21 protein-coding genes and 1 pseudogene are annotated in these 24,855 nt (G+C 70.0%); 15 read left to right on the top strand and 7 right to left on the bottom strand.

The window, feature by feature from the left end; all coding sequences use genetic code 11:
* Nucleotides 1-23: 23 nt before the first annotated feature.
* A complete protein-coding gene (locus tag QFZ82_RS11605) occupies nt 24-1,994 on the top strand; it encodes an ATP-dependent DNA helicase (protein WP_307713100.1) in 1,971 nt (656 codons plus the stop codon).
* 152 nt (nt 1,995-2,146) lie between these two features.
* Here the strand turns inward: QFZ82_RS11605 and lexA are convergent, their stop codons facing one another.
* Nucleotides 2,147-2,932: a transcriptional repressor LexA gene (lexA, locus tag QFZ82_RS11600; RefSeq protein WP_307713099.1), complete on the bottom strand. Its 786-nt coding sequence runs from the start codon at nt 2,930-2,932 to the stop codon at nt 2,147-2,149.
* Nucleotides 2,933-3,451: 519 nt separating this feature from the next.
* On the opposite strand from lexA, the gene nrdR reads away from it, so the two are divergent.
* Both nrdR and QFZ82_RS11590 read left to right on the top strand, forming a co-directional pair.
* Nucleotides 3,452-3,961, top strand: a complete 510-nt coding sequence (gene nrdR, locus QFZ82_RS11595; protein WP_307713098.1) for a transcriptional regulator NrdR — start codon at nt 3,452-3,454, stop codon at nt 3,959-3,961.
* Between the two features lie 169 nt (nt 3,962-4,130).
* Entirely contained in the window at nt 4,131-7,013 is a 2,883-nt protein-coding gene (locus QFZ82_RS11590) for a vitamin B12-dependent ribonucleotide reductase (protein ID WP_307713097.1), read from the top strand.
* Between the two features lie 153 nt (nt 7,014-7,166).
* Here the strand turns inward: QFZ82_RS11590 and QFZ82_RS11585 are convergent, their stop codons facing one another.
* Complete coding sequence (locus QFZ82_RS11585; protein WP_307713096.1) at nt 7,167-7,685, bottom strand: TerD family protein; 519 nt, start codon at nt 7,683-7,685, stop codon at nt 7,167-7,169.
* 116 nt (nt 7,686-7,801) lie between these two features.
* Nucleotides 7,802-8,016, bottom strand: a pseudogene (locus QFZ82_RS11580) (hypothetical protein); the annotation flags it as partial.
* A 137-nt stretch (nt 8,017-8,153) separates the two neighbouring features.
* Between QFZ82_RS11580 and QFZ82_RS11575 the strand changes: the two are divergent.
* Nucleotides 8,154-8,759, top strand: coding sequence for a YdbC family protein (locus tag QFZ82_RS11575; protein ID WP_307713095.1), 606 nt, complete (start codon nt 8,154-8,156; stop codon nt 8,757-8,759).
* On the opposite strand, the gene QFZ82_RS11570 is transcribed toward QFZ82_RS11575, so the two are convergent.
* Nucleotides 8,760-9,425: a TetR/AcrR family transcriptional regulator gene (locus QFZ82_RS11570; protein ID WP_307713094.1), complete on the bottom strand. Its 666-nt coding sequence runs from the start codon at nt 9,423-9,425 to the stop codon at nt 8,760-8,762.
* 108 nt (nt 9,426-9,533) lie between these two features.
* Here QFZ82_RS11570 and QFZ82_RS11565 point away from each other — a divergent pair, with 108 nt between their 5' ends.
* From QFZ82_RS11565 to QFZ82_RS11555, 3 genes are read left to right on the top strand one after another with little or no spacing between them, the layout of a single operon-like run.
* Entirely contained in the window at nt 9,534-11,150 is a 1,617-nt protein-coding gene (locus tag QFZ82_RS11565) for an ABC-F family ATP-binding cassette domain-containing protein (protein ID WP_307713093.1), read from the top strand.
* 22 nt (nt 11,151-11,172) lie between these two features.
* Nucleotides 11,173-11,856 (top strand): histidine phosphatase family protein, encoded by a 684-nt coding sequence (locus QFZ82_RS11560; RefSeq protein WP_307713092.1) that lies wholly within the window; start codon nt 11,173-11,175, stop codon nt 11,854-11,856.
* The gene (locus tag QFZ82_RS11555) at nt 11,846-12,754 is read left to right on the top strand and encodes an ADP-ribosylglycohydrolase family protein (protein WP_307713091.1); all 909 of its coding nucleotides are present in this window, start codon (nt 11,846-11,848) and stop codon (nt 12,752-12,754) included. Before QFZ82_RS11560 ends, QFZ82_RS11555 begins: the two co-directional genes overlap by 11 nt.
* Nucleotides 12,755-12,833: 79 nt before the next feature.
* Here the strand turns inward: QFZ82_RS11555 and QFZ82_RS11550 are convergent, their stop codons facing one another.
* The gene (locus QFZ82_RS11550) at nt 12,834-14,387 is read right to left on the bottom strand and encodes an MFS transporter (protein ID WP_373429271.1); all 1,554 of its coding nucleotides are present in this window, start codon (nt 14,385-14,387) and stop codon (nt 12,834-12,836) included.
* A 121-nt stretch (nt 14,388-14,508) separates the two neighbouring features.
* Between QFZ82_RS11550 and QFZ82_RS11545 the strand changes: the two genes are divergently transcribed.
* From QFZ82_RS11545 to QFZ82_RS11535, 3 genes are all read left to right on the top strand, one after another.
* A complete protein-coding gene (locus QFZ82_RS11545; protein ID WP_307713089.1) occupies nt 14,509-15,135 on the top strand; it encodes a TetR/AcrR family transcriptional regulator in 627 nt (208 codons plus the stop codon).
* Nucleotides 15,136-15,208: 73 nt separating this feature from the next.
* Nucleotides 15,209-15,910: a ribonuclease HII gene (locus QFZ82_RS11540; RefSeq protein ID WP_307713088.1), complete on the top strand. Its 702-nt coding sequence runs from the start codon at nt 15,209-15,211 to the stop codon at nt 15,908-15,910.
* Nucleotides 15,911-15,992: 82 nt separating this feature from the next.
* Nucleotides 15,993-16,610: a hypothetical protein gene (locus QFZ82_RS11535; protein ID WP_307713087.1), complete on the top strand. Its 618-nt coding sequence runs from the start codon at nt 15,993-15,995 to the stop codon at nt 16,608-16,610.
* A gap of 81 nt (nt 16,611-16,691) precedes the next feature.
* Here the strand turns inward: QFZ82_RS11535 and QFZ82_RS11530 are convergent, their stop codons facing one another.
* Together QFZ82_RS11530 and QFZ82_RS11525 are read right to left on the bottom strand one after the other, a co-directional pair.
* A complete protein-coding gene (locus QFZ82_RS11530; RefSeq protein ID WP_307713086.1) occupies nt 16,692-17,321 on the bottom strand; it encodes a hypothetical protein in 630 nt (209 codons plus the stop codon).
* 225 nt (nt 17,322-17,546) lie between these two features.
* The gene (locus QFZ82_RS11525) at nt 17,547-19,718 is read right to left on the bottom strand and encodes a RecQ family ATP-dependent DNA helicase (RefSeq protein ID WP_307713085.1); all 2,172 of its coding nucleotides are present in this window, start codon (nt 19,716-19,718) and stop codon (nt 17,547-17,549) included.
* Between the two features lie 111 nt (nt 19,719-19,829).
* Here QFZ82_RS11525 and QFZ82_RS11520 point away from each other — a divergent pair, with 111 nt between their 5' ends.
* The 5 genes from QFZ82_RS11520 (at nt 19,830) to QFZ82_RS11500 (ending at nt 24,609) form a co-directional block, all read left to right on the top strand.
* Nucleotides 19,830-21,299 (top strand): DUF4192 domain-containing protein, encoded by a 1,470-nt coding sequence (locus tag QFZ82_RS11520; protein WP_307713084.1) that lies wholly within the window; start codon nt 19,830-19,832, stop codon nt 21,297-21,299.
* 341 nt (nt 21,300-21,640) lie between these two features.
* Nucleotides 21,641-22,405: an NUDIX domain-containing protein gene (locus QFZ82_RS11515; RefSeq protein WP_307713083.1), complete on the top strand. Its 765-nt coding sequence runs from the start codon at nt 21,641-21,643 to the stop codon at nt 22,403-22,405.
* A gap of 29 nt (nt 22,406-22,434) precedes the next feature.
* Nucleotides 22,435-23,100 (top strand): hypothetical protein, encoded by a 666-nt coding sequence (locus QFZ82_RS11510; RefSeq protein WP_307713082.1) that lies wholly within the window; start codon nt 22,435-22,437, stop codon nt 23,098-23,100.
* On the top strand, nt 23,097-23,327 hold the full coding sequence (locus QFZ82_RS11505) for a hypothetical protein (RefSeq protein ID WP_307713081.1): 231 nt from the start codon (nt 23,097-23,099) through the stop codon (nt 23,325-23,327). Before QFZ82_RS11510 ends, QFZ82_RS11505 begins: the two co-directional genes overlap by 4 nt.
* A 394-nt stretch (nt 23,328-23,721) precedes the next feature.
* A complete protein-coding gene (locus QFZ82_RS11500; RefSeq protein ID WP_307713080.1) occupies nt 23,722-24,609 on the top strand; it encodes a FadR/GntR family transcriptional regulator in 888 nt (295 codons plus the stop codon).
* Nucleotides 24,610-24,855: the final 246 nt, after the last annotated feature.

The raw sequence follows: 24,855 nt of genomic DNA, 5'->3' as shown, positions 1-24,855 counted from the left end.
GTGCCCCGTAGGCTGGTCGAGCTATGACGAAGTCATCCCTCCCCGAGCTCCTCCACGCCGCCGTCACCGCTGTCGGCGGAGTGGAACGGCCAGGCCAGGTCACCATGGCCGAGGCCGTGGCCGAGGCCATCGACGACAATTCCCACCTTCTGGTGCAGGCCGGCACCGGCACCGGAAAGTCGCTGGGCTATCTCGTGCCGGCGCTCGCGCACGGGGAGCGGGTGGTCGTTGCCACGGCCACGCTCGCGCTGCAGCGCCAGCTGGTGGAGCGCGATCTTCCGCGCACGGTCGACGCGCTGCATCCCCTGCTGCGCAGGCGGCCCGAGTTCGCCATGCTCAAGGGCCGCTCCAACTACCTCTGTCTGCACCGACTGCACGAGGGCGCTCCGCAGGACGAGGAGGAGGGTCTCTTCGACCAGTTCGAGGCCGCCGCGCCGACGAGCAAGCTGGGCCAGGACCTCCTGCGCATGCGGGACTGGGCGGACGAGACCGAGACGGGTGACCGCGACGATCTCACGCCCGGTGTCTCCGACCGTGCCTGGAGTCAGGTCTCCGTCTCGTCCCGCGAATGCCTCGGGGCTTCCAAGTGCGCGTACGGTGCGGAGTGCTTCGCCGAGATGGCCAGGGAGCGGGCGAAGCTCGCCGACGTGGTGGTCACCAATCATGCGCTGCTCGCGATCGACGCCATCGAGGGGGCGCCGGTCCTGCCGCAGCACGAGGTCCTGATCGTCGACGAGGCCCATGAACTGGTCTCGCGCGTGACCGGAGTCGCCACCGGCGAGCTCACTCCCGGCCAGGTCAACCGGGCTGTGCGCCGCGCGGCGAAACTGGTCAACGAGAAGGCGGCGGACGCGCTCCAGACCGCTTCGGAGACGTTCGAGCGTGTGATGGAGCTGGCGCTGCCGGGCCGCCTCGAGGAGATCCCCGAGGATCTGGGCTACGCACTCCTGGCTCTGCGGGACGCCTCGCGGACGGTGATCAGCGCGCTGGGCTCCACCCGGGACAAGTCGGTCCAGGACGAGGACGCGGTGCGCAAGCAGGCGCTTGCCTCCGTCGAGAACATCCACGCTGTTGCCGAGCGCATCACGCTCGGTTCGGAGTACGACGTCGTCTGGTACGAGCGGCACGACCGCTTCGGCGCGTCCCTGCGGGTGGCGCCGCTGTCGGTCTCGGGACTGCTGCGCGAGAAGCTGTTCGCGGAGCGGTCGGTCGTGCTCACGTCCGCGACGCTCAAGCTCGGCGGCGACTTCAACGGCGTGGGGGCATCCCTGGGGCTCGCCCCGGAGGGCACCGGAGGAGAGGAGGTGCCGCAGTGGAAGGGGCTCGATGTCGGCTCGCCCTTCGACTATCCCAAGCAGGGCATCCTCTACGTCGCCCGGCACCTGGCGACACCCGGCCGTGAAGGCTCGCGCGGCGACATGATGGACGAGCTGGCCGAGCTGGTGGAGGCTGCGGGCGGGCGCACTTTGGGGCTGTTCTCCTCCATGCGGGCAGCCAAGGCGGCCGCGGAGGAGTTGAGAGGGCGGCTCGACAAGCCGATTCTGCTGCAGGGCGAGGAAACGCTCGGCGAGCTGATCAAGACCTTTGCCGGCGATCCCGAGACGTGCCTGTTCGGCACGCTCTCCTTGTGGCAGGGCGTCGATGTCCCGGGCCCCGGTTGCCAGCTGGTGGTCATGGACCGGATTCCGTTCCCGCGGCCGGACGACCCGTTGATGAGCGCGCGGCAGAAGGCGGTGGAGGAGGCCGGAGGCAATGGATTCATGGCCGTCGCCGCCACGCATGCCGCCCTCCTGATGGCGCAGGGCGCCGGCCGTCTGGTGCGTGCCACGGGGGATCGCGGAGTGGTGGCCGTACTGGATCCCAGGCTGGCCAACGCCCGGTACGGCAGCTACCTGCGGGCTTCCCTGCCCGACTTCTGGTACACGACGGACCGCAATCAGGTGCGCCGGTCGCTGGCTGCCATCGATGCGGCGGCCAAGGCCGACGGCAAATAGCCCGACGGCCCAGGCTCGACCGGGGAGAGGCACAGAGGTCCCCCAGGGGGCGGCACACCACACTGGAGGACCGTTCCCGTTCGGTAGAGACACAGCAGGGCCCCGGGACCGGCGCAGTGGGTCCCGGGGCCCGGTCCGAGCCGGCGAGTCCGTCAGACCCGCCGAAGCACTGCCACCACCTTGCCGAGGATGGTCGCCTCGTCGCCGGGGATGGGCTGGTACGCCGCGTTGTGGGGAAGCAGCCAGACGTGGCCGTTCTCCCGCTTGAAGCGCTTGACGGTGGCCTCGCCCTCCAGCATGGCGGCGACGATGTCCCCGTTCTCCGCGACGGGCTGGCGGCGCACCGTCACCCAGTCGCCGTCGCAGATGGCGGCCTCGATCATCGAGTCACCGACGACCTTGAGCACGAACAGCTCGCCGTCGCCGACCAGCTGGCGGGGGAGGGGGAAGACGTCCTCGACGGACTCCTCGGCGAGGATCGGGCCACCGGCGGCGATCCGGCCGACCAGCGGCACGTAGGAGGCTGCGGGCTTGCCCGTGGTGTCCGTCGGCTGGGTGCTGGGCTGGTCGGAGCCGCGGACCTCGTAGGCGCGGGGGCGGTGCGGGTCCCGCCGCAGGAAGCCCTTGCGCTCCAGTGCCATGAGCTGGTGGGCGACGGAGGAGGTGCTGGACAGGCCGACGGCCTGGCCGATCTCGCGCATGGACGGCGGGTAACCCCGCCGCTGCACGGAGTCGCGGATCACCTCGATGACACGCCGCTGCCGGTCCGTGAGGCCGGAGCTGTCCGCACGGATCCCTGGAGGTCGGCCGGGCAGCGAGCGGGTGGGCTTGGGCCCCTCCGGGGTCTTGGCTGCGTCATTCATGGCATGCACCGGCTCGAATCGGTTCTGGGAGCGGTCCTGGGCAGTGATGGCGGCACTGTCAGCGGTGGTGGTCACGTCGGCCCCTCTCGAATGGTCTCCCTAGCTGGACAACGGTAGTTGGTTTCGAAAGGTTGCGCCAAACACACGTTCGAGTGAAAAATCGCAGATTGCCTGACGTGGCCGCTCAGCTGGGTGTATGTGCGAACGCCGGAAGGTGGGCCGACGAGAAGACCTACGGTAGCCTCCGCCGCTGGAGGCGAGGGGACCGGGCCCGCCCCAGTCTGGCACTCGCTCGTGGGTGACGCCCGCCGCCGCACCCGCGACGGCGGCGCTCGATGCGTCGTGTGCGCTCCGTGAACTGCCGCCATACGCCCCGTGCGCGGCGGCTTCCTCCAGGGGGACGCGCGACACGCTCTACGGGCCGAGAAGGCACTCAGACCCCAGATCTAGTGGTTGGATTGTGACCGCCACCCAGAAGTTGTGGTCCCTGGTCCGTCGGAGCTCGGGGCATCGCCTATGCTTGTGGCTGCTTCGGGGGGCTCAGCGAGCCAGTTGAGGCTATTCGGTCGTGCTGTGAAGGAGGGGTTGGGAGCCATGCACTGTCCCTTCTGCAGGCACCCTGACAGCCGCGTCGTCGACAGTCGGACCACCGACGACGGAACGTCGATCCGACGCCGCCGGCAGTGCCCCGACTGCTCCCGCCGCTTCACGACGGTGGAGACCGCGTCGCTGATGGTGATCAAGCGCAGCGGTGTGACGGAACCCTTCAGCCGTACCAAGGTCATCTCCGGCGTGCGCAAGGCATGCCAGGGGCGGCCGGTCACCGAGGACGCCCTCGCTCAGCTCGGCCAGCGGGTCGAGGAAGCGGTGCGCGCCACCGGCAGCGCCGAGCTGACCACCCATGACGTGGGTCTGGCCATACTCGGCCCCCTGCAGGAACTCGACCTCGTCGCGTACCTGCGGTTCGCGTCCGTCTACCGGGCGTTCGACTCACTCGAGGACTTCGAGGCCGCCATCGCCGAGCTGCGCGACGAACGGCCCCCTGCACAGGAGCGGAGCGACGGGGCTGTCGAGGTCCCCGTTCCCGCCACCGCCGCCGACTGAGCGGCACCCGCCGAGCGGGCGGAGCCGTGCGTCACGGATCTCCACCCGCTTCCGGGCGGCACATGACCTGTCACGGGCGCTGCGCAGCGCTCCGGGACAACAGACACAAGCAGTGCCACGGGAAGATCTGGGCACTTCAGGGCGTTTTTGCCCATGTATGGGAGGCGGCATGACCGAGACGACGAGCGGCCCGGCACGAGGGTCCCGCACCAAGGGAGCCAAGGCGAGCAAGGGACTGCGTATCGAGCGGATCCACACCACCCCCGGCGTGCACCCGTACGACGAGGTGGTCTGGGAGCGCCGTGACGTCGTCATGACCAACTGGCGTGACGGCTCGGTGAACTTCGAGCAGCGTGGCGTCGAGTTCCCCGACTTCTGGTCGGTGAACGCGGTCAACATCGTCACCAGCAAGTACTTCCGCGGGGCGGTCGGCACCCCCCAGCGCGAGACCGGTCTCAAGCAGCTCATCGACCGGATCGTGAAGACGTACCGCAAGGCCGGCGAGGACTACAACTACTTCGCCTCGCCCGCCGACGCCGAGATCTTCGAGCACGAGCTCGCGTACGCCCTGCTGCACCAGATCTTCAGCTTCAACTCGCCGGTGTGGTTCAACGTCGGCACGCCCCAGCCGCAGCAGGTCTCCGCCTGCTTCATCCTGTCCGTCGACGACTCCATGGAGTCGATCCTCGACTGGTACAAGGAAGAGGGCATGATCTTCAAGGGCGGCTCCGGCGCCGGCCTGAACCTCTCCCGTATCCGCTCCTCCAAGGAGCTGCTGTCCTCGGGCGGCAACGCCTCCGGCCCGGTCTCGTTCATGCGGGGTGCCGACGCCTCTGCAGGAACGATCAAGTCCGGCGGTGCCACCCGCCGCGCGGCCAAGATGGTCATCCTCGACGTCGACCACCCCGACATCGAGAACTTCATCGAGACCAAGGTCAAGGAAGAGGAGAAGATCCGCGCGCTGCGTGACGCGGGCTTCGACATGGACCTGGGCGGCGACGACATCACGTCGGTCCAGTACCAGAACGCCAACAACTCGGTGCGCGTGAACGACGAGTTCATGAGGGCCGTGGAGTCCGGCGGCAAGTTCGGTCTGCGTGCCCGGATGACCGGTGAGGTCATCGAGGAGGTCGACGCCAAGGAGCTCTTCCGCAAGATGGCCGAGGCCGCCTGGGCCTGCGCCGACCCGGGCATCCAGTACGACGACACGATCAACCACTGGCACACCTGCCCCGAGTCCGGCCGCATCAACGGCTCGAACCCGTGCAGCGAGTACATGCACCTGGACAACACCTCGTGCAACCTCGCCTCGCTGAACCTCATGAAGTTCCTCAAGGACAACGGCGAGGGCCACCAGTCCTTCGACGTCGAGCGCTTCTCCAAGGTCGTCGAGCTGGTCATCACCGCGATGGACATCTCGATCTGCTTCGCGGACTTCCCGACGCAGAAGATCGGTGAGAACACCCGCGCCTTCCGCCAGCTCGGCATCGGTTACGCCAACCTCGGCGCCCTGCTCATGGCGACCGGCCACGCGTACGACTCGGACGGCGGCCGCGCCCTCGCCGGCGCCATCACGTCCCTGATGACCGGCACGTCCTACAAGCGCTCCGCCGAACTCGCCGCGGTCGTCGGCCCCTACGACGGCTACGCGCGCAACGCCGAGCCGCACAAGCGCGTCATGAAGCAGCACGCCGACGCCAACGCCACGGCCGTCCGCATGGACGACCTCGACACGCCGATCTGGGCCGCGGCCACCGAGGCCTGGCAGGACGTGATCCGTCTCGGCGAGAAGAACGGCTTCCGCAACTCCCAGGCGTCCGTGATCGCCCCGACCGGCACCATCGGTCTCGCGATGTCCTGCGACACGACCGGCCTCGAGCCGGACCTGGCGCTGGTCAAGTTCAAGAAGCTGGTCGGCGGCGGTTCGATGCAGATCGTCAACGGCACCGTGCCGCAGGCGCTGCGCCGCCTCGGCTACCAGCCGGAGCAGATCGAGGCGATCGTCGCCCACATCGCCGATCACGGCAACGTGATCGACGCGCCCGGTCTGAAGACCGAGCACTACGAGGTCTTCGACTGCGCGATGGGCGAGCGCTCCATCTCCGCGATGGGTCACGTCCGCATGATGGCGGCCATCCAGCCGTGGATCTCCGGCGCGCTCTCCAAGACGGTCAACATGCCGGAGTCGGCGACCGTCGAGGAGGTCGAGGAGATCTACTTCGAGGCGTGGAAGATGGGCGTCAAGGCGCTCGCGATCTACCGCGACAACTGCAAGGTCGGCCAGCCCCTCTCCGCGAAGAAGAAGGAGAAGGAGAAGGCGGAGGTCACCGAGAAGGCCGAGGAGACGATCCGCGCCGCGGTCGAGAAGGTCGTCGAGTACCGCCCGGTCCGCAAGCGCCTCCCCAAGGGCCGTCCCGGCATCACCACCTCCTTCACCGTCGGTGGCGCCGAGGGCTACATGACCGCAAACTCCTACCCGGACGACGGTCTCGGCGAGGTCTTCCTGAAGATGTCGAAGCAGGGCTCCACCCTCGCGGGCATGATGGACGCCTTCTCGATCGCCGTCTCGGTGGGTCTGCAGTACGGCGTTCCGCTGGAGACGTACGTCTCGAAGTTCACCAACATGCGCTTCGAGCCGGCCGGCATGACGGACGACCCGGATGTGCGGATGGCGCAGTCGATCGTCGACTACATCTTCCGCCGCCTGGCGCTGGACTTCCTGCCCTTCGAGACGCGATCGGCGCTTGGCATCCACTCGGCGGAGGAGCGCCAGCGTCACCTGGAGACCGGCTCCTACGAGCCGGCCGACGACGAGGTCGACGTCGAGGGTCTCGCGCAGTCCGCTCCGCGTCAGCAGGAGCTGAAGGCCGTTGCCGCCCCTGAGGCGGAGGTTCCGGCTCCGAAGCAGGCGCACACCTCGGCCGAGCTGGTCGAGATGCAGCTCGGCATCAGCGCCGACGCACCGCTCTGCTTCTCGTGCGGAACGAAGATGCAGCGGGCGGGCTCCTGCTACATCTGCGAGGGCTGCGGCTCCACCAGCGGCTGCAGCTGACGCGCCGGTACGACACGTGCCGTGATGCGGCCGGTGTGACACGACGGGCAGCGGATCAGCCGATCCGCTGAGGGCGGGGAGATCTCCCAGGAGGTCTCCCCGCCTCCGTATGTCCGCGGCTTGCCCGGGCTCGGGCGGCGACGGGATCCGCCGTCAGCCGCTCATCAGGCCGATGAAGGACTGCGGGTCCGTGTCGAAGCCGCGCACCGAGTCGTGGAACTGCCAGTTCCCGGCCGCACCGCGGGTGAACTCGCAGACGACGGCCGCCGTGGACTGCGCGACCGCGGCGAAGTCGCACGTCGCCAGCTCTTCATGGCCTTCCAGGACCCGCACCCGCGTGTTGGCGACGTCGCCGAACACCTTCCGGCCGGCGCGCTGCTGTATGACGACCCCCACGACGACACGCTCGTACACCGGCGCCAGCCGGTCGAACTCCAGCGTCATCACCTCGTCGGAGCCGAATCCCTGGCCCGTCTTGCTGTCCCGGGCCAGGATGATCGTCCCGTCCGGTGACCTGCTGTCGAAATGGACGACGTACGCCGGCTCACCTGCGGCATCGGCCCGGTACGTCGCGGCCACCAGGTCGAGGTCGTGGGGCGGCTCGCCCATCGGACTCGGATCCCACTTGAGTGCCACCTCGGCCTTCCGGACCCCCTTGTTGATGCTGCTCACCGGATCTCCCCTCCCCGTAACGTCCATCGCTCCTACGGGTGTTGACCGTAGTCGCTCAGTGGGGGATGCGGCGAGGCGGCCGCTGCCGTACGACCTCCTCGCGGAACTCCTCGAGTCGCGGCGACGTCGGGCGCGAGCCAGGCATCCTGTGGAAGACCTTCCACGGCGTTGAACGTGAGGTTGGCCAGGTGGACCGTTTTCCCTGATGGATGAGGGACAGCGCGATCGGCAGCCCGGCGTGGACGTCGAAACCGCCGCCGGCGCCCGCGACGAGAACGCGCTCGGCGGATTCGAGTCGGGCGAAGAGCGGGTTGGTGCGCAGCGCTGTCATGGTGATCATTGTGTCGGGGCGGTGCGGGCGCACGGTACGGAATGGCGGCCTGGTGCATGCCCAGCGCACTGTCGCACGGGTGGACGCACTCCTGTCGACAGGGAACGGCCTCCTGGTCCGGGCCGTACGATGGCGCGGTGCTGGTCAAGTGGATTCGCTGCACCGTGGTGGACCGTCGAGGGTTCGAGCGGGGGCAGCGGAAATGGGCGGGGCTGCTGGGTGAGCCGGGATTCCGGGGGCAGGGCGGCGGTTGGAGCCGGATACGGCCCAACGTTGCCCATGTGTTCGCCTTCTGGGAGAGCCGCCCCTTCTACGACTCGTTCATGGCGCGGTCCCACGACCGGCTGGCGGCCGGGCAGTCGGGCACGTACAAGGACATCCAGGCCAAGCTCTTCGACTACCGCTTCGACGTGAAGACAGGCTTCGAGCCGCGCTTCACGGACGCGGACGTGGTGCGGGTCGCGCACTGCCGTGTCCGCGAGGACCGGGTCGAGCACTTCTCGCTCATGCAGGAGAAGGTGTGGAATCCCGCGATGGCCGGGTCGCCGGGGATGGTGCGGGGGCTGTTTGGCGAGGCGCCGGAGAACGAATTTCTGGTGCTGTCCATGTGGTTGGCCGCAGCGGAGCACGGCAAGTACCGCAGGGAGCGCATCGAGCGGCTGCTCCTGCGCGCACAGACCGAGGCCGACGTCTCCGCACTGGCCGGGGACGTCGTGGACCTGGAGCGGTCCTGGACCGTCTGATCAGGCTCCGGCGTCTGCCGGCGCTCCGGTGGATGCCGATGCCTGTGTCGATCGGCGTGCCGAGAAGACACCGGCGCGAAGTGCCGCGATCGCCGCTGCGGCCGACCGGTCGGCGAGAGCCCGGTCGATTGGCTCGCGGGTGATGAAGAGCCGGAAGAACAACGGTGCGGACACGGCGCGCACGACGTCGCCCGCATCGGTGTCCGCAGGTGCCTCACCCCGGGCGACCGCTCTCTCGACGACGGCCGCCGACCGTCTGAATCGCTCCGTGTAGAAAGCGCGCAGGGCGTCGGCCGCGCGCCGGGACTGGAAGGCCGCCGCGATGAACGCGGCAGGCGCTGCCGCCGCTGCCGGGTCGTCGAAGGATTCGGCGACCTCCCGTGCCAGCGCATGAAGATCTCCTTCCAGGCTGCCCGTGTCGGGCGGGGTCCAACTGTCCTCACCGGCGAGGTCGAGCGCATCGGCCACCAGCCCTTCGACGCCTCCCCACCGGCGATAGAGCGTTGTCTTGTGCACTCCCGAATGCTCTGCGACGTATTCGACGGTGAGGCCCGGGTAGCCGTGCTCGCCGAGGCCGGTCAGGACGGCATCCCGGACGGCCGCCCTGGTCCTGGCGGTGCGGCCGCCGGGGCGCTGGGTGCCGGGAGCCGGTGTCTTGTCATTCAATTGCTACTCCTGTTGCGTTAGCTGTCTTCATCGTGGCACAATCTCTGTAATGCGACAAGAGTTGCATTAGTCGATGCGGCCTCCTGCCGCTTCTTCACGGGGGTGCTCTTGCCGACTCAGATCTCCTTGCGCGACGTGACCGTGGCCCGCGGCGACCGGTTGTTACTGGACGGTGCATCGCTGACCGTTCGCCCCGGGGAGCGGATCGGTGTGGTCGGTGAGAACGGAGCGGGAAAGTCGACCCTGCTGCGCCTGCTCGCCGGTGTCGAGCCGCCGGACGTCGGTGATGTGGTCGTCGTCGCCGAGCGTGGCGCGGGACTGCTGGCCCAGACTCCGCAATTGCCTCCCGAGCAGAGCGTGGGAGACGCGATAGACGCCGCGCTGGCCGAAGTGCGGGCCATGGAGGCGCGGCTCCGCGAGTTGGAGGCATCGTTCGGCTCAGGAGAGGACACGGCCTTGCGCGAGTACGGCGACCTCCTGACCGCGTTCGAGCTGCGCGGTGGCTACGAGGCGGACGCTCGTGTCGACAAGGCGATGCACGGGTTGGGCCTCGCGTACATCGACCGCGGCCGGCGGCTGGGCAGCCTGTCCGGCGGTGAGCAGGCGCGTCTGGGAATCGCCTGCCTCATCGCGGCGGGACCGGAGGTCATGTTCCTCGACGAGCCCACGAACCACTTGGACGAGTCCGCTCTGGACTGGCTGGAGGGCGCCCTGGTCGCGCACGGAGGCACTGTGGTCGCCGTCTCGCACGACCGCACCTTCCTGGAGAGGGTGGCGACTTCCCTCATCGAGGTCGACGCCGACCAGCGGGCGCTCGTCCGATACGGCGGGGGATACGAGGGATTCCGCGCCGAGCAGTCGGCGGCCCGGCGCCGCTGGGAGCAGGCGTACGTGCAATGGCGCGAGGAGACGGAACGGCTGGAGGCGTTCACAAGAACCACTGCCCATGGTGTCGCCGCTGGCCGGTCCATCAAAGACAACAACAAGATGGCGTACGACCGGGCCGGTGGCCGTGTCCAGGCGTCGGTCTCGGGGCGGATCCGCAACGCCCAGGAGCGTCTGCGCAGACTGCGTGAGACGTCGGTGGCCAAGCCTCCGGAGCCGCTGCGCTTCTCGGCCCGCCCGGAGGCGGGAGCCGTGGAGGGCGACGTGGTCACGCTGACGGACGTAAGGGTGGCGGACCGCCTTGTCGTCGACCGGCTGGCGGTGGCGGCGGGAGAGAAGGTCCTGGTCCACGGGGGCAACGGAGCGGGCAAGTCGACACTTCTGCGGGTGATGGCAGGTGTTCAGCGGCCCGACACCGGCTCGGTGACCCGGAAGGGAGCCATCGGGTACCTCGCTCAGGAGATACCGGTGAGCCGCCCCGACGAGCCCGTCCTGCGCACCTTCGCGCGGGGCCTGTCGCTCGCCACCGAGGAGGAGCAGGCGGAGCTGCTGCTGTCGTTCGGTCTGCTCCGCCCGCGCGATCTCCGTGTCCGTGTCGGCTCTCTTTCCGCGGGACAGCGACGACGGCTCGCCCTGGCCCGGCTTCTCGCGAGGCCCGCGGACCTTCTGCTGCTCGACGAGCCGGCCAACCATTTGGCCCTCGGCCTGGTCGAAGAGCTGGAAGAGGCGCTGGCCCAGTGGTCGGGGGCGCTGGTCGTGGTGTCCCACGACCGGCAGCTGCGGCGGCGCTTCGACGGGCGGATACGCCGGATGGACTCGGGCCGGCTCCTCGGCCGCTGACGGGCGGGCCTAGGGTCGTCCCATGGCACGACCGCGACGCATCGTCCTTGTCCGGCACGGAGAATCGGTGGGCAACGCCGACGACACGGTCTATGAGCGCGAGCCCGATCATGCGCTTCCTCTCACGGCGCTCGGGCTGGCGCAGGCGGAGGAGACCGGGGCGCGGCTTCGGGAGCTCTTCGGTCGCGAGCGGGTCAGCGTCTACGTCTCTCCCTACCGCCGGACACACGAGACCTTCCAGGCGTTCGGACTCGATCCGGAGCTTGTGCGGGTCCGGGAGGAGCCGAGACTCAGGGAGCAGGACTGGGGCAACTGGCAGGACAGGGAGGACGTCCGGCTGCAGAAGGCGTACCGCGACGCGTACGGCCACTTCTTCTACCGCTTCGCGCAAGGCGAGTCCGGTGCAGATGTGTACGACCGTGTCGGGGCGTTCCTGGAGAGCCTGCACCGCAGCTTCGAAGCGCCCGACCATCCGCCCAACGTCCTGCTGGTCACCCACGGGCTGACCATGCGGCTGTTCTGCATGCGCTGGTTCCACTGGTCGGTGGCGGAATTCGAGTCACTCTCCAATCCGGGCAACGGGGAGACCCGGATACTGCAGCTGTGCGAGGACGGGCGCTACGCGCTGGACCGCCCGTTCGAGCGCTGGCGGACCCCGGAGCCGTACGGGGTCACCGGGATAGAGTGGCAGGAAGATGACCGCTGATTCCCCTCGCGACCGGCGCTTCGCACGCGCCCTGGACAGCCTGCGTGGACTGTCTGTGGGAGACGCCCTGGGCTCCCAGTTCTTCGTACCTTCCAACTATCCCCTGCTGAAGCGGCGCGAGCTGCCGCCCGCCGTCTGGCAGTGGACCGACGACACCGAGATGGCCTGTTCCGTGCTGGCGGTGCTCGTCGAGCACCATCGCGTGGACCAGGACGCACTGGCCCGCTCGTTCGCGGAACACCACGACTTCGACCGCGGTTACGGCCCGGCCGTCAACCGGATGCTCCGGCTGATCAGGGAGGGAGGCGACTGGCGGGAGCTGGCCGCCGCTCTCTTCAAGGGCCAGGGCTCATGGGGCAACGGCTCGGCGATGCGGATCGCTCCGCTCGGAGCCTGGTACGCGGACGATCCCGAGCAGGCGACCCATCAGGCCGAGATCTCCTCCTACACCACCCACCAGCACCGCGAGGCGGTCGTCGGCGCCATGGCGGTCGCGGCAGCGGCCGCGCTGGCCGCTCATCCGGGCGGACCGCCGGAGCCGACGGAGCTTCTGGACGGTGTGATCGCGCTGGTTCCCCGCAGTGCTGTCGGCGCGGGGCTGCGACGGGCGCGGGACATGCTCGACTACGACGACGCAGGCACCGTGGCGGCCGTGCTCGGCAGCGGCCGGCGTACCAGCGCCCATGACACCGTGCCGTTCGCGCTGTGGTCCGCCGCCAGGTCCCTCGGTGACTTCGAGCAGACCTTCTGGACGACCGCCCAGGTCGGCGGGGACGTCGACACCACCTGCGCGATCGCCTGCGGAGTCGTCGCGGCGGGCAAGGCGGGCCGGCCGCCCGCGCACTGGCTGGAGCGGACGGAAGCGCTTCCGGACTGGTTGCCCGAAGGGCCGGGCTGACCGGACCCGGTCGCACCTGTCGGTACCGGCCGTCCGCACGGCCGTACCTGGCGACCAGGACCGGTCCGGGTGGCCGGGTCTAGCCCGCGTGCGCGCCCGGGCCTGCCGCGCCGCTCAGGGCTTCGAGGTCGCTCTTGCGGACGCGGATGACGACGACCGCGGCCAGGACCGCGAGCCCGACCAGTCCCACCCCGGCCCAGAAGGCAGTGGAGATCCCCTCGGCGAGCACCTGGTGCCCCCACGGCGGCGGAAGCTCGTGCGTCTTGGCGAACGCCTCCTTTTGGGCGGGAGTCGACTCGGCGAGGAACGAGGGAAGCTGCCGCTCGCCCTCGGCCCGGCCGGCTGTCCCGAAGACGGTCATGAGGATCGACAGCCCGAGGGAACCACCGACCATCTGCGTCGCGTTGAGCAGACTTGAGGCAGCGCCCGACTCGTGCTGCGCCACGCCCGACACGGCCGTCAGCGTTGCGGTGACGAAGACGAGACCCATGCCGAAGCCGAACAGCAGCATCGGCCCCAGGATCCCTCCGAGGTAGGAGGCCTCCGGGCTGATGGCGGTCAGCCACGCCATACCGCCGCCGGTGAGCACGGCGCCCACGACGAGGAAGGGCTTGGGGCCGAGGACGGGCAGCAGCTTCGAGGAGATCCCGGCGGCGGTCACGATCATCACGGTGACCGGCAGGAAGGCCAGTCCGGAGGTGATGGGGCTGTATCCGAGGACGTTCTGGACGAAGAGCACGATGAAGAAGAACATCCCGAACATGGCAGCCGAGAGGCTCATCATGATCAGGTAGGTGCCCGAGCGGTTGCGGTCGGCGAACATGCGCAGGGGCGTGATCGGCTCCCTGGCCCTGCGCTCGATCAGGACGAACGCGGTGAGCAGGACGGCGGCCACGCCGAACGCGCCCAGGGTCAGCCCGTCGCGCCACCCGTCCTCGGACGCCCGGATGAAGCCGTAGACCAGGGACGCCATGCCCACCGTCGAAGTGAGCGCGCCGGAGACGTCGAACCGGCCGGAATGGCGTTCGGACTCGTTGATGAAGACGGGAGCGAGCAGCGCGATCAGGACACCGATGGGCAGGTTCACATAGAACACCCAGCGCCAGTCGAGCCACTCGGTGAGCGTGCCGCCCGCCAGCAGGCCGATGGCGGCGCCGCTGGCCGACACAGCCGCGAAGATGCCGAACGCGCGGTTGCGTTCCGGGCCTTCCCGGAAAGTGGTGGTGATGAGGGCGAGCGCGGTCGGTGAGGCGATGGCGCCACCCACACCCTGAAGGGCGCGTGCGGCCAGCATCTGCCACGGCTCCTGGGCGATTCCGCACAACAGCGAGGCGACGGTGAACAGGAGTACGCCGGACACGAAGACACGGCGACGGCCGAGGATGTCACCTGCCCTGCCACCGAGAAGCAGCAGGCCGCCGAAGGTGAGCGTGTAGGCGTTCACCACCCATGAGAGCTGGGTCGTGGTGAACTCGAGCGCTCCTTGGATGTGCGGGAGCGCGATGTTCACAATCGTGGTGTCGAGGACCACCATGAGCTGGAGAGCCGCGATCACCGCGAGAGCGATCCCGGGGCGACCCTGCCGTCGGGCCGCTCCCGGTATGTCTGGAGCCGTCAACTGAGAGGTTGTCACTTCAAGTCCCCCACACATGAGTTAGTGAACGAAGTCGTTCACTTTGCCGTCAACCGTAGAGAGACCCCGTCAGTGAACGCAAGCGTTCACTAGACCTCCAGTCCCCAACGGAGAGAAAAACATGGCCACTTCGCGCTGGGCCCCTGGTGCGCAGGCCCCGCCGGTCCCGCTGCGCCGGCGAGGGCTCGTGCTGGAACGAGCGATCCTGGAAGCCGCGCTGGAGCAGCTCAGCACGGTCGGCTGGGGCGGGCTCACGATGGAAGGCGTCGCCGCAGGCGCCCAGACCGGCAAGGCTGCCGTCTACCGCCGCTGGCCGTCGAAGGAGGACCTGGTCGCGGACGCGCTGGAGGCGGGGCTGCCGACGCTGGACGAGGCCGCTGATCACGGCGGTATTCGCGAGGATCTCTACCAACTCTGCCGCCGGGTGCGGGATGCCATGTTCTCCCGCTCGGGCATCGCGCTGCGGTCGGTGCTTCACGAATGCGACTCCGCTTCCGCCGAACGCTTCCACGGAGTGATCGTGAACCGCGTCGTCGAACCGTCCAACCGCCTCTTCCGGGAGGTGGTCCGCCGCGGGGTCGCTCGGGGAGACGTGCGAGCCGATGCCACGTGTGACCTGGTGTTCGACGTCATCCCCGGCTTGCTGATGTACCGCTCCAAAGTGTGCGGGAGCGAATGGCCGGACGAGGACATCGCCCAGATGATCGACCAGGTCATGGTGCCGCTGCTGCGGCCGGCCACCCGCTGACGGGGAGTGCGCAGGCTCCGACGGGAATCCGGGTGTCGCAGGGCCCCTCCGGCGGCGTACCCTTGCTGGCGCCATGCCGTACGAACCACCTACTCACTCAGTCGAGCGCTCGATCCGGGCGACCACAGGCGCCAAGATCGTCGCAGGCATCGACGAGGTCGGCCGTGGGGCATGGGCAGGGCCGGTGACCGTCTGTGCGGCGATCACCGGACTGCGCAGACCGCCCGCCGGGCTGACCGACTCCAAGCTCATCCCCCCGAAGCGCCGCACGGAGCTGGCGGGTGACTTGGAGTCCTGGGTCACGGCCCACGCTCTCGGCCATGCGGCGCCGGAGGAGATCGACGACCTCGGGATGACCGCTGCTCTGCGGCTCGCCGCGGTCCGGGCTCTCGACGGTCTGCCGGTGCGCCCCGACGCCGTCATCCTCGACGGCAAGCACGACTACCTGGGAGTGCCCTGGCGAGTGCGTACGGTGATCAAGGGTGATCAGTCGTGCGTCTCCGTGGCCGCGGCATCGGTGATAGCCAAGGTGCGCAGGGACGCCATGATGGCTGCGCTTCAGGAGGAGTTCGCCCTTTTCGGCTTCGCCGAGAATGCCGGATATCCCTCGCCCGTGCACAAGGCGGCTCTGAGGGAGCTGGGGCCCACCCCGTACCACCGGCTCTCCTGGGCCTACCTGGACGCGCTGCCCCAGTGGCGGCACCTCAAGAAGGTCCGTCTCTCCCCGGAGGCGGCCGCACTGGAAGACGGGGGCCAGCTCGGCTTCGACTTCTGACCCCGCCCTGCCAACAGCCGGGTCGCACTTTTGTGCCCACCCGCCGATGCCGTCGACACCGGCATTTGATAGACATCCACCCATGCCTCTCATTCCCGAGGAGCCTCAGATTCACGAGAGCGCCCAGGGTCCCCGCGTGACACCGGCCGTAGGCCGCCCCGCGCCGACCCCTCGTCCCGTACCCGGTCCGCGTTCCGCGGCCTCGCCGCGTCCCGGACACCCGGGACCTGGTCCGGCCAGGCCCGCGCCCCCCGCCCAGCGCCCGTCGGCGGCTGCGGGGAAGCCCCAGCCTCCCCGGAAGGAGAATCGTTCCGGACCGCAGATCCAGCTCATCCCCGCTCCGGCGGACGGCGCCCTGGACGCCGCCGACGAGGCGGTCGACCTGCTGCTCGACTCCGGTCGCGTGCCCGGCGACATCCTGGTCCTCACCACGGGCGACCTGCATCCATGGGCGGCTCACGAGCTGTCCTTCGGCGAGCCCGCCTACTGGGCCCAGCACGACGCCCGTGACGACGTGTTCTACGCGGCCGCGGCCTCCATGGATCGGGCATCCGCCCGCCCCGTCGTGGTCGTCGCGGTGAACGGGGGCGACGACTCCGCCGCCCGAGCGCTGCCCGCGGCCATGGCCAAGGCCTCCGCACTCCTGATCGTGTGCGGTGACCCGAAGAGGATCAACAGCGCCCTGGGCGCAGGCGTTTGACACCGCTCAGCGGTCGCGGACCGAAGGTCCGGTCGTGACCCGGCTGCCCTGTCCACGACGGGCAGCCGGTGGATGACCCGGTCAGCGAGCAGCGGTGCGCCGCAGCGCGTCCACTGCTCCGCCGGCCGTGCGCAGCGGAACGGGGTCGGCCTCGACCCCGGCATCGGCCAGACGGCCCGGCGTCGAAGTCGAGTTGGGCTGTCGGCCGCCACGTCCCTCGCCCAGGACCTGCCAGCCGCCGCGCGTCAGAGTGATGTACGCGCCGCAGCGCAGCCCGTGCAGCGTGCAGGCGTCACGCAGCCCCCACATCCACGCCCCGTCCTCCTCCGTCCAGCGCTCGTCGCCCTCACGGCAGTAGAGCAGGACGGCGGTGCGCACCGGGGTGCGGCGGCGCAGGTCGTGCGGGATGACGCGACGCAGATGGGCGAGCAGCGCATTGCGGAACTCCCAGCCGTCCACCGGAACCGAACACCGGGAGAACGAGGCGCTCGCGGCCAGTCGCTCCTCGTGATCGAGCACGGCGACGACAGCGGTCGCAGGCGCCGGGCGGTGCCGGGTGTGCAACCCACTGACCACTTCGCGCGGATTGCGCAGCAGCGGTATTCCTGCCGCCGCCCACTCGGCGGGCTCCAGCAGCCGAGCGAGGCGGCTGGCCGAGTTGGCCGAAGTGGTGATCGAGGTGGCTGCGGACGAAGCGAATCCGAAGGTCACGGTCCTCCCTTCGCATACGCGCCCACAGTGCGGGCAGGGTCGGGTGAGGGCGCACCGCAACAGGTCGCTCAGAGCCGAACAGGCCTGCGCGGGGAGCAGTTCAATTCTTCCTGGCGCGTGAGGTTGCGGCAACGAGCAATTTGGCGTGACCGACGGGAATCGACGGGTATGAGACTCATATCCTTCCCTTCTTCCTGACTTCCACGCGCCCTTGCCCCGGCCTCGTCAGGACTGAACAGCAAGGACCAGCGGAAACACGCCCTTTGCGCCCGCACGGCGCAGCAGCCGCGTGGCCACCGCCAGAGTCCAGCCGCTGTCCGAGTAGTCGTCGATCAGCAGCACGGGGCCGTCGACGCCTGACACGGCCTGTGCGAGCTCCGGTGGCACCACGAACGCCTCATGCAGGGCGCGGACCCTCTGGGCACTGTTCGTACGGGAGAAGCGCGACTCCAGAGCTTCCGGCGCGTACTCGACGGAACCGAGCAGGGGCATCCGTCCGACCTCGGCGATGCGGCTGCCGAGCGAGCCGATCAGCCTGGGCCGTGAACGAGAGGCGACGGTCACGACCCCCGCCGGCCGCGCAGGCGCGTCGTCGGCACCGGAAGCCCAGCCGCCCGGCCCCTTGGCCCAGTCGGCGAGCACGGTCACCACCGCGCCGACCATGTCGTCGGGGACCGGGGAGTCCGGCGCCTGAGGCGAGACCATAGGACGCAGGCGATTGCCCCAGCCGATGTCCGAGAGGCGCCCGAGCGCCCGTCCCGTGAAGGCCTGTTCGCCTTCGGGGATACGGCCCTTGAGGTTCACGCCCACAGCCGTCAGCCCCGTGGGCCACATCTTCCGCGGCTCCAGGTCGACGCCGGGCCGGCCCAGCTCCCCACGCGCCGTGTCCAGCGCCGCCGCGGACACCTTGTCGCTGAACCGCGCGCCGGAGCAGTTGTCGCAGCGGCCGCACCGCGAGGCTTCCTCGTCGTCCAGCGTCGTCCTCAGGAACTCCATCCGGCAGCCGGTGGAACGGACGTAGTCCCGCATCGCCTGCTGCTCCGCCTCACGCTGCCGGGCCACCCAGGCGTACCTCTCCGCATCGTAGGACCACGGCTGACCGGTCGTCGTCCAGCCGCCCTTGACCCGGCGCACGGCCCCGTCCACGTCCAGCACCTTCAGCATCGTCTCCAGCCGCGTGCGCCGGAGCTCGACCAGCGGTTCCAGGGCGGGCAGCGAGAGCGGCCGGTCGGCCCGGGCGAGCACATCCAGCGTGCGCCGCACCAGCTCCTCGGGCGGGAACGCGACAGAGGCGAAGTACTGCCAGATCGCCTCGTCCTCCTTGCCCGGCAGCAGCAGCACCTCTGCGTGGTCCACCCCCCGGCCTGCCCGGCCCACCTGCTGGTAGTAGGCGATGGGGGAGGAGGGGGAACCCAGGTGCACGACGAACCCGAGGTCGGGCTTGTCGAAGCCCATACCCAGCGCCGACGTCGCGACGAGTGCCTTCACGCGGTTGGTGAGGAGGTCGTCCTCGGCCTGCTGGCGATCGGCGTTCTCCGTGCGGCCGGTGTAGGAGGCCACGGTGTGACCGCACTGACGCAGATACGCCGTCACTTCCTCGGCCGCCGCCACCGTCAGCGTGTAGATGATCCCGGATCCTGGCAGCTCACCGAGGTGATCGGCGAGCCAGCCGAGACGGTGGGCGGCGTCGGGAAGCTGCAGCACGCTCAGGCTGAGGCTCTCCCGGTCGAGAGGGCCCCGCAGCACCAGAGCGTCCGTGCCCGCGCCGGTGCCCAGCTGCTCGGCGACATCCGCCGTCACGCGGGCATTGGCCGTGGCGGTCGTCGCGAGCACCGGAACGCCCGTCGGCAGGTCCGCGAGCATCGTGCGCAGCCGGCGGTAGTCCGGCCGGAAGTCGTGGCCCCAGTCGGAGATGCAGTGCGCCTCGTCCACCACCAGCAGACCGGTCGCCGCCGCGAGCCGGGGCAGGACCTGATCACGGAAGTCCGGATTGTTCAGCCGCTCAGGACTCACCAGCAGCACGTCCACCTCGCCCGCCGCGATCTCGGTCTGGACGGACTCCCACTCCTCCGTGTTCGAGGAATTGATCGTGCGGGCCCGGATGCCTGCCCGGGCCGCGGCCTCGACCTGGTTGCGCATGAGCGCCAGCAGCGGTGAGACGATCACGGTGGGTCCGCTCCCGGCCGCCCTCAGCAGCGACGTGGCGACGAAGTAGACCGCGGACTTGCCCCAGCCGGTGCGCTGGACAACCAGGGCCCGGCGCTTGTCGGCAACGAGCGCCTCGATCGCCCGCCACTGGTCCTCGCGCAGGCGAGCGGAGCCCGAGGGGTCACTGACGAGTCGTGCGAGTACGGCATCGGCGGCGGCCCTGAGCTCCGCACGGTCTGCGTTGGTCATGCCCCCATGCAACCCGATGGCACCGACAAAGCGCGAACGAGCCCGGCAGTCTGTGGATAACGTTATCCACAGGGGTCGCGGCCGGGCGCCCGTCCGCGAGACCTTCGTGCCATGAACAAGCACCACGACTTCGCCGCCGGATCCGCCGACGACCAGCAGATCACCCTGCGCAGCCCGGCCGAACTGGCCGATGCCCTCCCGTACATGATGGGCTTCCACCCGAGCGACTCGATCGTGCTGGTCGCCCTGCACGGAGGGCGGGGACGGTTCGGCGGCCGGCTCAGGCTCGGCATTCCCCGCTCGGCCCGCGAATGGGAGCCGGTGGCGCAGCAGCTCGCCGAGTGTCTGATCCACGGCAGCGAGCGCCGCGGGCCCCGCCCCGACGGGATCGTCGTCTTCCTCTGCCAGGAACCGGCCCACGACGAGAGCGGACTGCGAGTGATGGAGCGGCTCCGCCCGCTCGCCCAGCGGCTGCGCACTGCCTGCGGGGCACTCGACGTGCCCGTGTACGAGGCGCTGTGCATCTCCGACGGCCGCTTCTGGTCCTATTGCTGTCCCGACGCGCGCTGTTGCCCGCCCGACGGGACGCCGCTCGCACTCCCCGGCACCTCGGTGATGGCCGCGGCCGCCGCTTACGCAGGCATCCAAGTGCGGGGCAGTCTGCGGGAGATGGAGGCTCGGCTGATGCCCTGGACCGACGAGGAGGCAGCGGAGCAGCAGCGGGCCCTCGACCAGGCCGGCACAGCCCTCGTGCCCCGGATTCTGGACGATCAGGGCCGGCGTGGCCTGGCGGCGGACACCCTGGAGCTGGCCCGGCGCGTGCTGGACCGGCTGGCACAGACTCCCCGGACACCGCAGGCTGCCGCCTCGGGCGAGGCCGACGCGGTGGACGACCGGCTCATCTCCCACCAGGAGGCAGCCGAGCTGATCCTCGGCCTTCAGGACCGCCGGACCCGGGACCGCGCGGCTCAGTGGATGGAGGGCCCCGACGCCGCTCCCGCGCTTCGGCTGTGGCGTGCTCTGTCCCGGCGCTGTGTCGGAAGCTACGACAGCCATGCCGCCGCGCCTCTGACTCTCGCCGGATGGGTGTCGTGGTCCCTCGGCGACGAGCCCGCGGCCAGGGTCGCCCTCGGCCTCGCGCTCCGCGCAGACCCCGAGTACGTCTTCGCGCGCCTGCTCCACCAGGCCTGCAACGAGGGTCTCGACCCCGAGACGTTGCGGCACTGTTTGCGTCAGGAACAGGACTGGCCGGCGCAGAGCGGTGCTCCGGCGGCCGTCGCCGTAGCAGCTGGAGACCGTCCAGCCGCTGATCGGCGGGACATCTGCGACGAGCAGTCATCGGCCGATCGCCCGACGGGGGCGACGGCCGCCGGCCAGGAGGGGCCCCGTCACCGTCGGCGCCGCGCCCAGGTTCGTTCTGCCGCCCGTGCCGCCCGTGCCGCCCGTGCCGCCCGTGCCGCCCGTGCCGCCCGTGCCGCCCGTGGGCCGGGTGCCGTCTCCCGTCACCGCCCCCACTCCGAAGGTGCCCGGGTGCGCGTCGGCAGGCGTAGCGGGCAGCGCGGCAGCAGGAGCGGGCGATGACGCCGTGAACGAGGACGTCCGGCACACCAGGGCGCCGAGCCCTCGGTATCGCCCGCCCGTCCCGGCCGGGATCCGGGCCGATGCACCAAGGGGGACAGCCGTGCTGTGCCGATGCGGAGCGTGACACTCAGAGCGCTGCGTATCTCCGGTCCGAACGTGGCTGGGCGCACCGTTCGCCGTCCGCGTCAACAAGCGGTCTCGGCATGGTCGAGGAGGCCGCGAAGGATCTTCAGTTGGCGGTGTGACCGGCCTTGGGCAACCACCCGGGACGGGGCGAAGAAACCGGTGTCGCACCTCAGGAAGGGTGTGTTTATCGTCAGGCAGACGACTATGATCGCGGCATGTCTCCCTACGACCCGTCGGCCTTTCCGCCCTTTGCCGTCACCGTCGACCTGGTCGTGCTCACCGTGCGTCGCCACGCCCTCTGCGCGCTGGTCGTGCGTCGAGGTGAGCCGCCGTTCCAGGGGCGATGGGCGCTGCCCGGAGGATTCGTACGGGCGGACGAGGACCTGGCGGCCGCGGCGGCGCGTGAGCTCTCCGAGGAGACAGGGCTGTGCGCCCATGACCCCGCGTCCCCGGCGCCTGCCAACGGGGCCCACCTGGAGCAGCTCGCCACCTATGGAGACCCCAAGCGCGACCCGCGGATGCGTGTGGTCAGCGTCGCGCACCTCGTTCTCGCACCCGACCTGCCGGCTCCCCGCGCCGGCGGCGACGCGAACAGCGCCCGCTGGGCCCCCGTGGAGGACCTGCTCGGCCAGGAGAACGGTTTCGCGCGCGAGGACGAGCAGCAGGGCGCCCTCGCCTTCGATCACGCGCTGATCCTGGCGGACGGTGTGGAGCGCGCCCGTTCCAAGATCGAGTACTCCTCGCTGGCCACGGCCTTCTGCCCGCCGGAGTTCACGGTGGGGGAGCTGCGCCGGGTGTACGAGGCGGTATGGGGTGTAGCCCTCGACCCGCGCAACTTCCACCGCAAGGTGACCGGTACGCCGGGCTTCCTGGTGCCCGCGGGCGGCACGACGACCCGGCAGGGAGGCCGCCCCGCCCAGCTGTTCCGGGCCGGCGGGGCCACTCTGCTCAACCCGCCCATGCTGCGCCCCGAGGTCTGATCCCTGGACGCGGCAGCCTGACACCCTGAGTGCGGCGGCTGCGCCGGACAAGGGGCAACACCCTGCACCGCATCGCGGATCCCGCACGCGAGGTCGGCGTGCTGCTCGGGGACGTGCCCGGGCATCCCGCGTGGACCGCGCGCAGCCGGCTGCGGATGCTGAGCGCCGCCGTGGGGGCCGCATCGCGTGCGGACGAGTTGATCGACACGCTGGGCCTCGGCGGCCTGCGCGACGAGCAGCTGGGCCTGCTCTCCCGGGGAATGACCGGGACTCGGGCTCGCCGCCGCTCTGTTGGGAGCCCCGCAGACCTGGTCCTCGACGAGCCCTGCCGCGACCTCTCGTCACGTGACGGCAGATGGATCTTCGAGCAGCCGCGCACGCACGCGGCACGCGGCGGCACGGTCCTGTGCACCACCGCCGACTCCAACGAGGCCGCCCGCATCGCCGACCGAGTCACCATTGACGCCGGCTGCCTGATCGCGGAGCAGGACGTGGGTGACTTCTCCCGCACCCGCACCCGCACCCGCCTCCGTTCGCGGGTCGCCGCCCGCCGCCCGCACCACCGGCTCACGGGCAACGCGTCCGGACGACAAGCCGGCCCTGCCACGGCGAGGAGTTCCGCCACCCCGCTCTGGCCGCGCTCCGGGTCACCGGGTGCCCGCGGGCGGGACTGCTGTTGGCGAAGCTCGCGGTGACCGCAGCCGCTGCCCTGGTGATCGCGACGGCAGTGGTGGCGGCCGACATGCAGGCCCTGCGTCTCGTTTATGGAGCCGACTTGGGAGTCGAGCCCGCGAAACTGCCGTCCCTCGGGGTGCGTTGGGTGGGTCTGTGCGTGGGCTGCGCCTGGGCCGGGCTGCTCGCAGCGGGCCTCTTCCGCGTCACAGCCGCCGGCGTCGCGGCGGTCTCGCGGTACCGGTGCTGATCGCGCCGCTCGTCGAGCACGCGTTGCCGGCTCCGCCCGCCCGTTCGATCGCCGGACTTCCCGGCAGGTTCCACGACCTGGCCTGGCTGCGGCTGCCTTGCGAGAAGTGGAGTGGTGGCCGACAGCGGCCCTTCAGGTGATCGGACAACCTGGCGGAGCGGCACTGGCGTTGTCGTTGTCGGCCCTGATCTGCGCGTATCTGCCCATGGTGGTTCGACGCAGTGCGCCTTGGTGATCAAGGCCGATCGCTCGGGCGCCAACTGCCCGCATCTCCCTAGAGGCTGCCCGATTCCTTACGATAAGGCGTCAATTGCGGCGTGAGCGCCGATCACCCTTTCGTGTGCTTTTCACCAAAGACCTCAAGGGGCTCGGAAACGGAGCCGACAAAGGATGCGTGAGTACCCTTGCGCACACCATGATGACCGCCGCCCGCCCCTCCGAGACCGGCCTCGCAGGCCCGGGCGAACTCGACCGATACCCCTTCGCGGAGTCGCCGGGCGTCGACCGCGTCGGCCCTCCCTCCTGGGAAGGCGCGGACGCGGAGCTGGGCCGGGTCGCCCGCCGCGCGGCAGGCAGCCGCGGCCGAGGTCTGCACGGTCAACTCGTCCAGCAGCTCGGCCAGATGATCGTCTCCGGCGACCTCGGCGCCGATCGTCCGCTCGTCCCCGAGGAGATCGGCCAGCGTTTCGAGGTCTCCCGCACCGTCGTCCGGGAGTCCCTGCGCGTCCTCGAGGCCAAGGGCCTGGTCAGTGCCCGCCCCAATGTCGGCACTCGCGTACGCCCCGTGAGCGACTGGAATCTGCTCGACCCCGACATCATCGAGTGGCGCGCCTTCGGCCCCCAGCGTGACGACCAGCGCCGGGAGCTGAACGAGCTGCGCTGGACCATCGAGCCGCTCGCCGCCCGCCTCGCCGCCGGGCACGGCCGTGACGACGCCCAGCAGCGGCTGGCCGACATGGTCGAGATCATGGGGCACGCCCTGAGCCAGGGTGACGGGCTCACCTTTTCGCGGGCGGATGCCGAGTTCCACTCCCTGCTCATCCAGCTCGCCGGCAACCGCATGCTGGAGCACCTGTCGGGGATCGTGTCCGCAGCACTCCAGGTGTCCGGCGGGCCGGTCACGGGCTGTGAACGGCCGAACGAAGCCGCCGTGGCCCAGCACGCCCGTATCGCCGAAGCGCTCGCCTCGGGCGACTCGCAGGCCGCCGAATCGGCCATGCGGCAACTGCTCACGGTTCACCCGGAAGCGGAACGAGTAGTCCCCGCCCCGCGCGAGCACTGACCGCCAGGGCGGTCGGGAGTGCGGAGGTGTACGCACAGCGTGTCGCCGGATTCCGCCGGGATCCGGCGACACGCTGTGCGACGAACGCCCCCATCTGGCCGTTTCATGGCATATGCGGTGTGACTCGGGCCACGCGGATTGGGCGTAACGCTCCTCGAAACCGTGCGATGACCTAAGAGGTGACAGCCGAGGAGGGAATACAGCTGCCGGGGACGGCGCTGTGACAGCTCCGAGGTTCCGCCCGCG

It is taken from the genome of Streptomyces sp. V4I23, from assembly GCF_030817975.1.
Taxonomy (GTDB): Bacteria; Actinomycetota; Actinomycetes; order Streptomycetales; family Streptomycetaceae; genus Streptomyces.
Note: the sequence above shows the minus strand (reverse complement) of the source record. Positions and strands in the feature narration are given on the sequence as shown.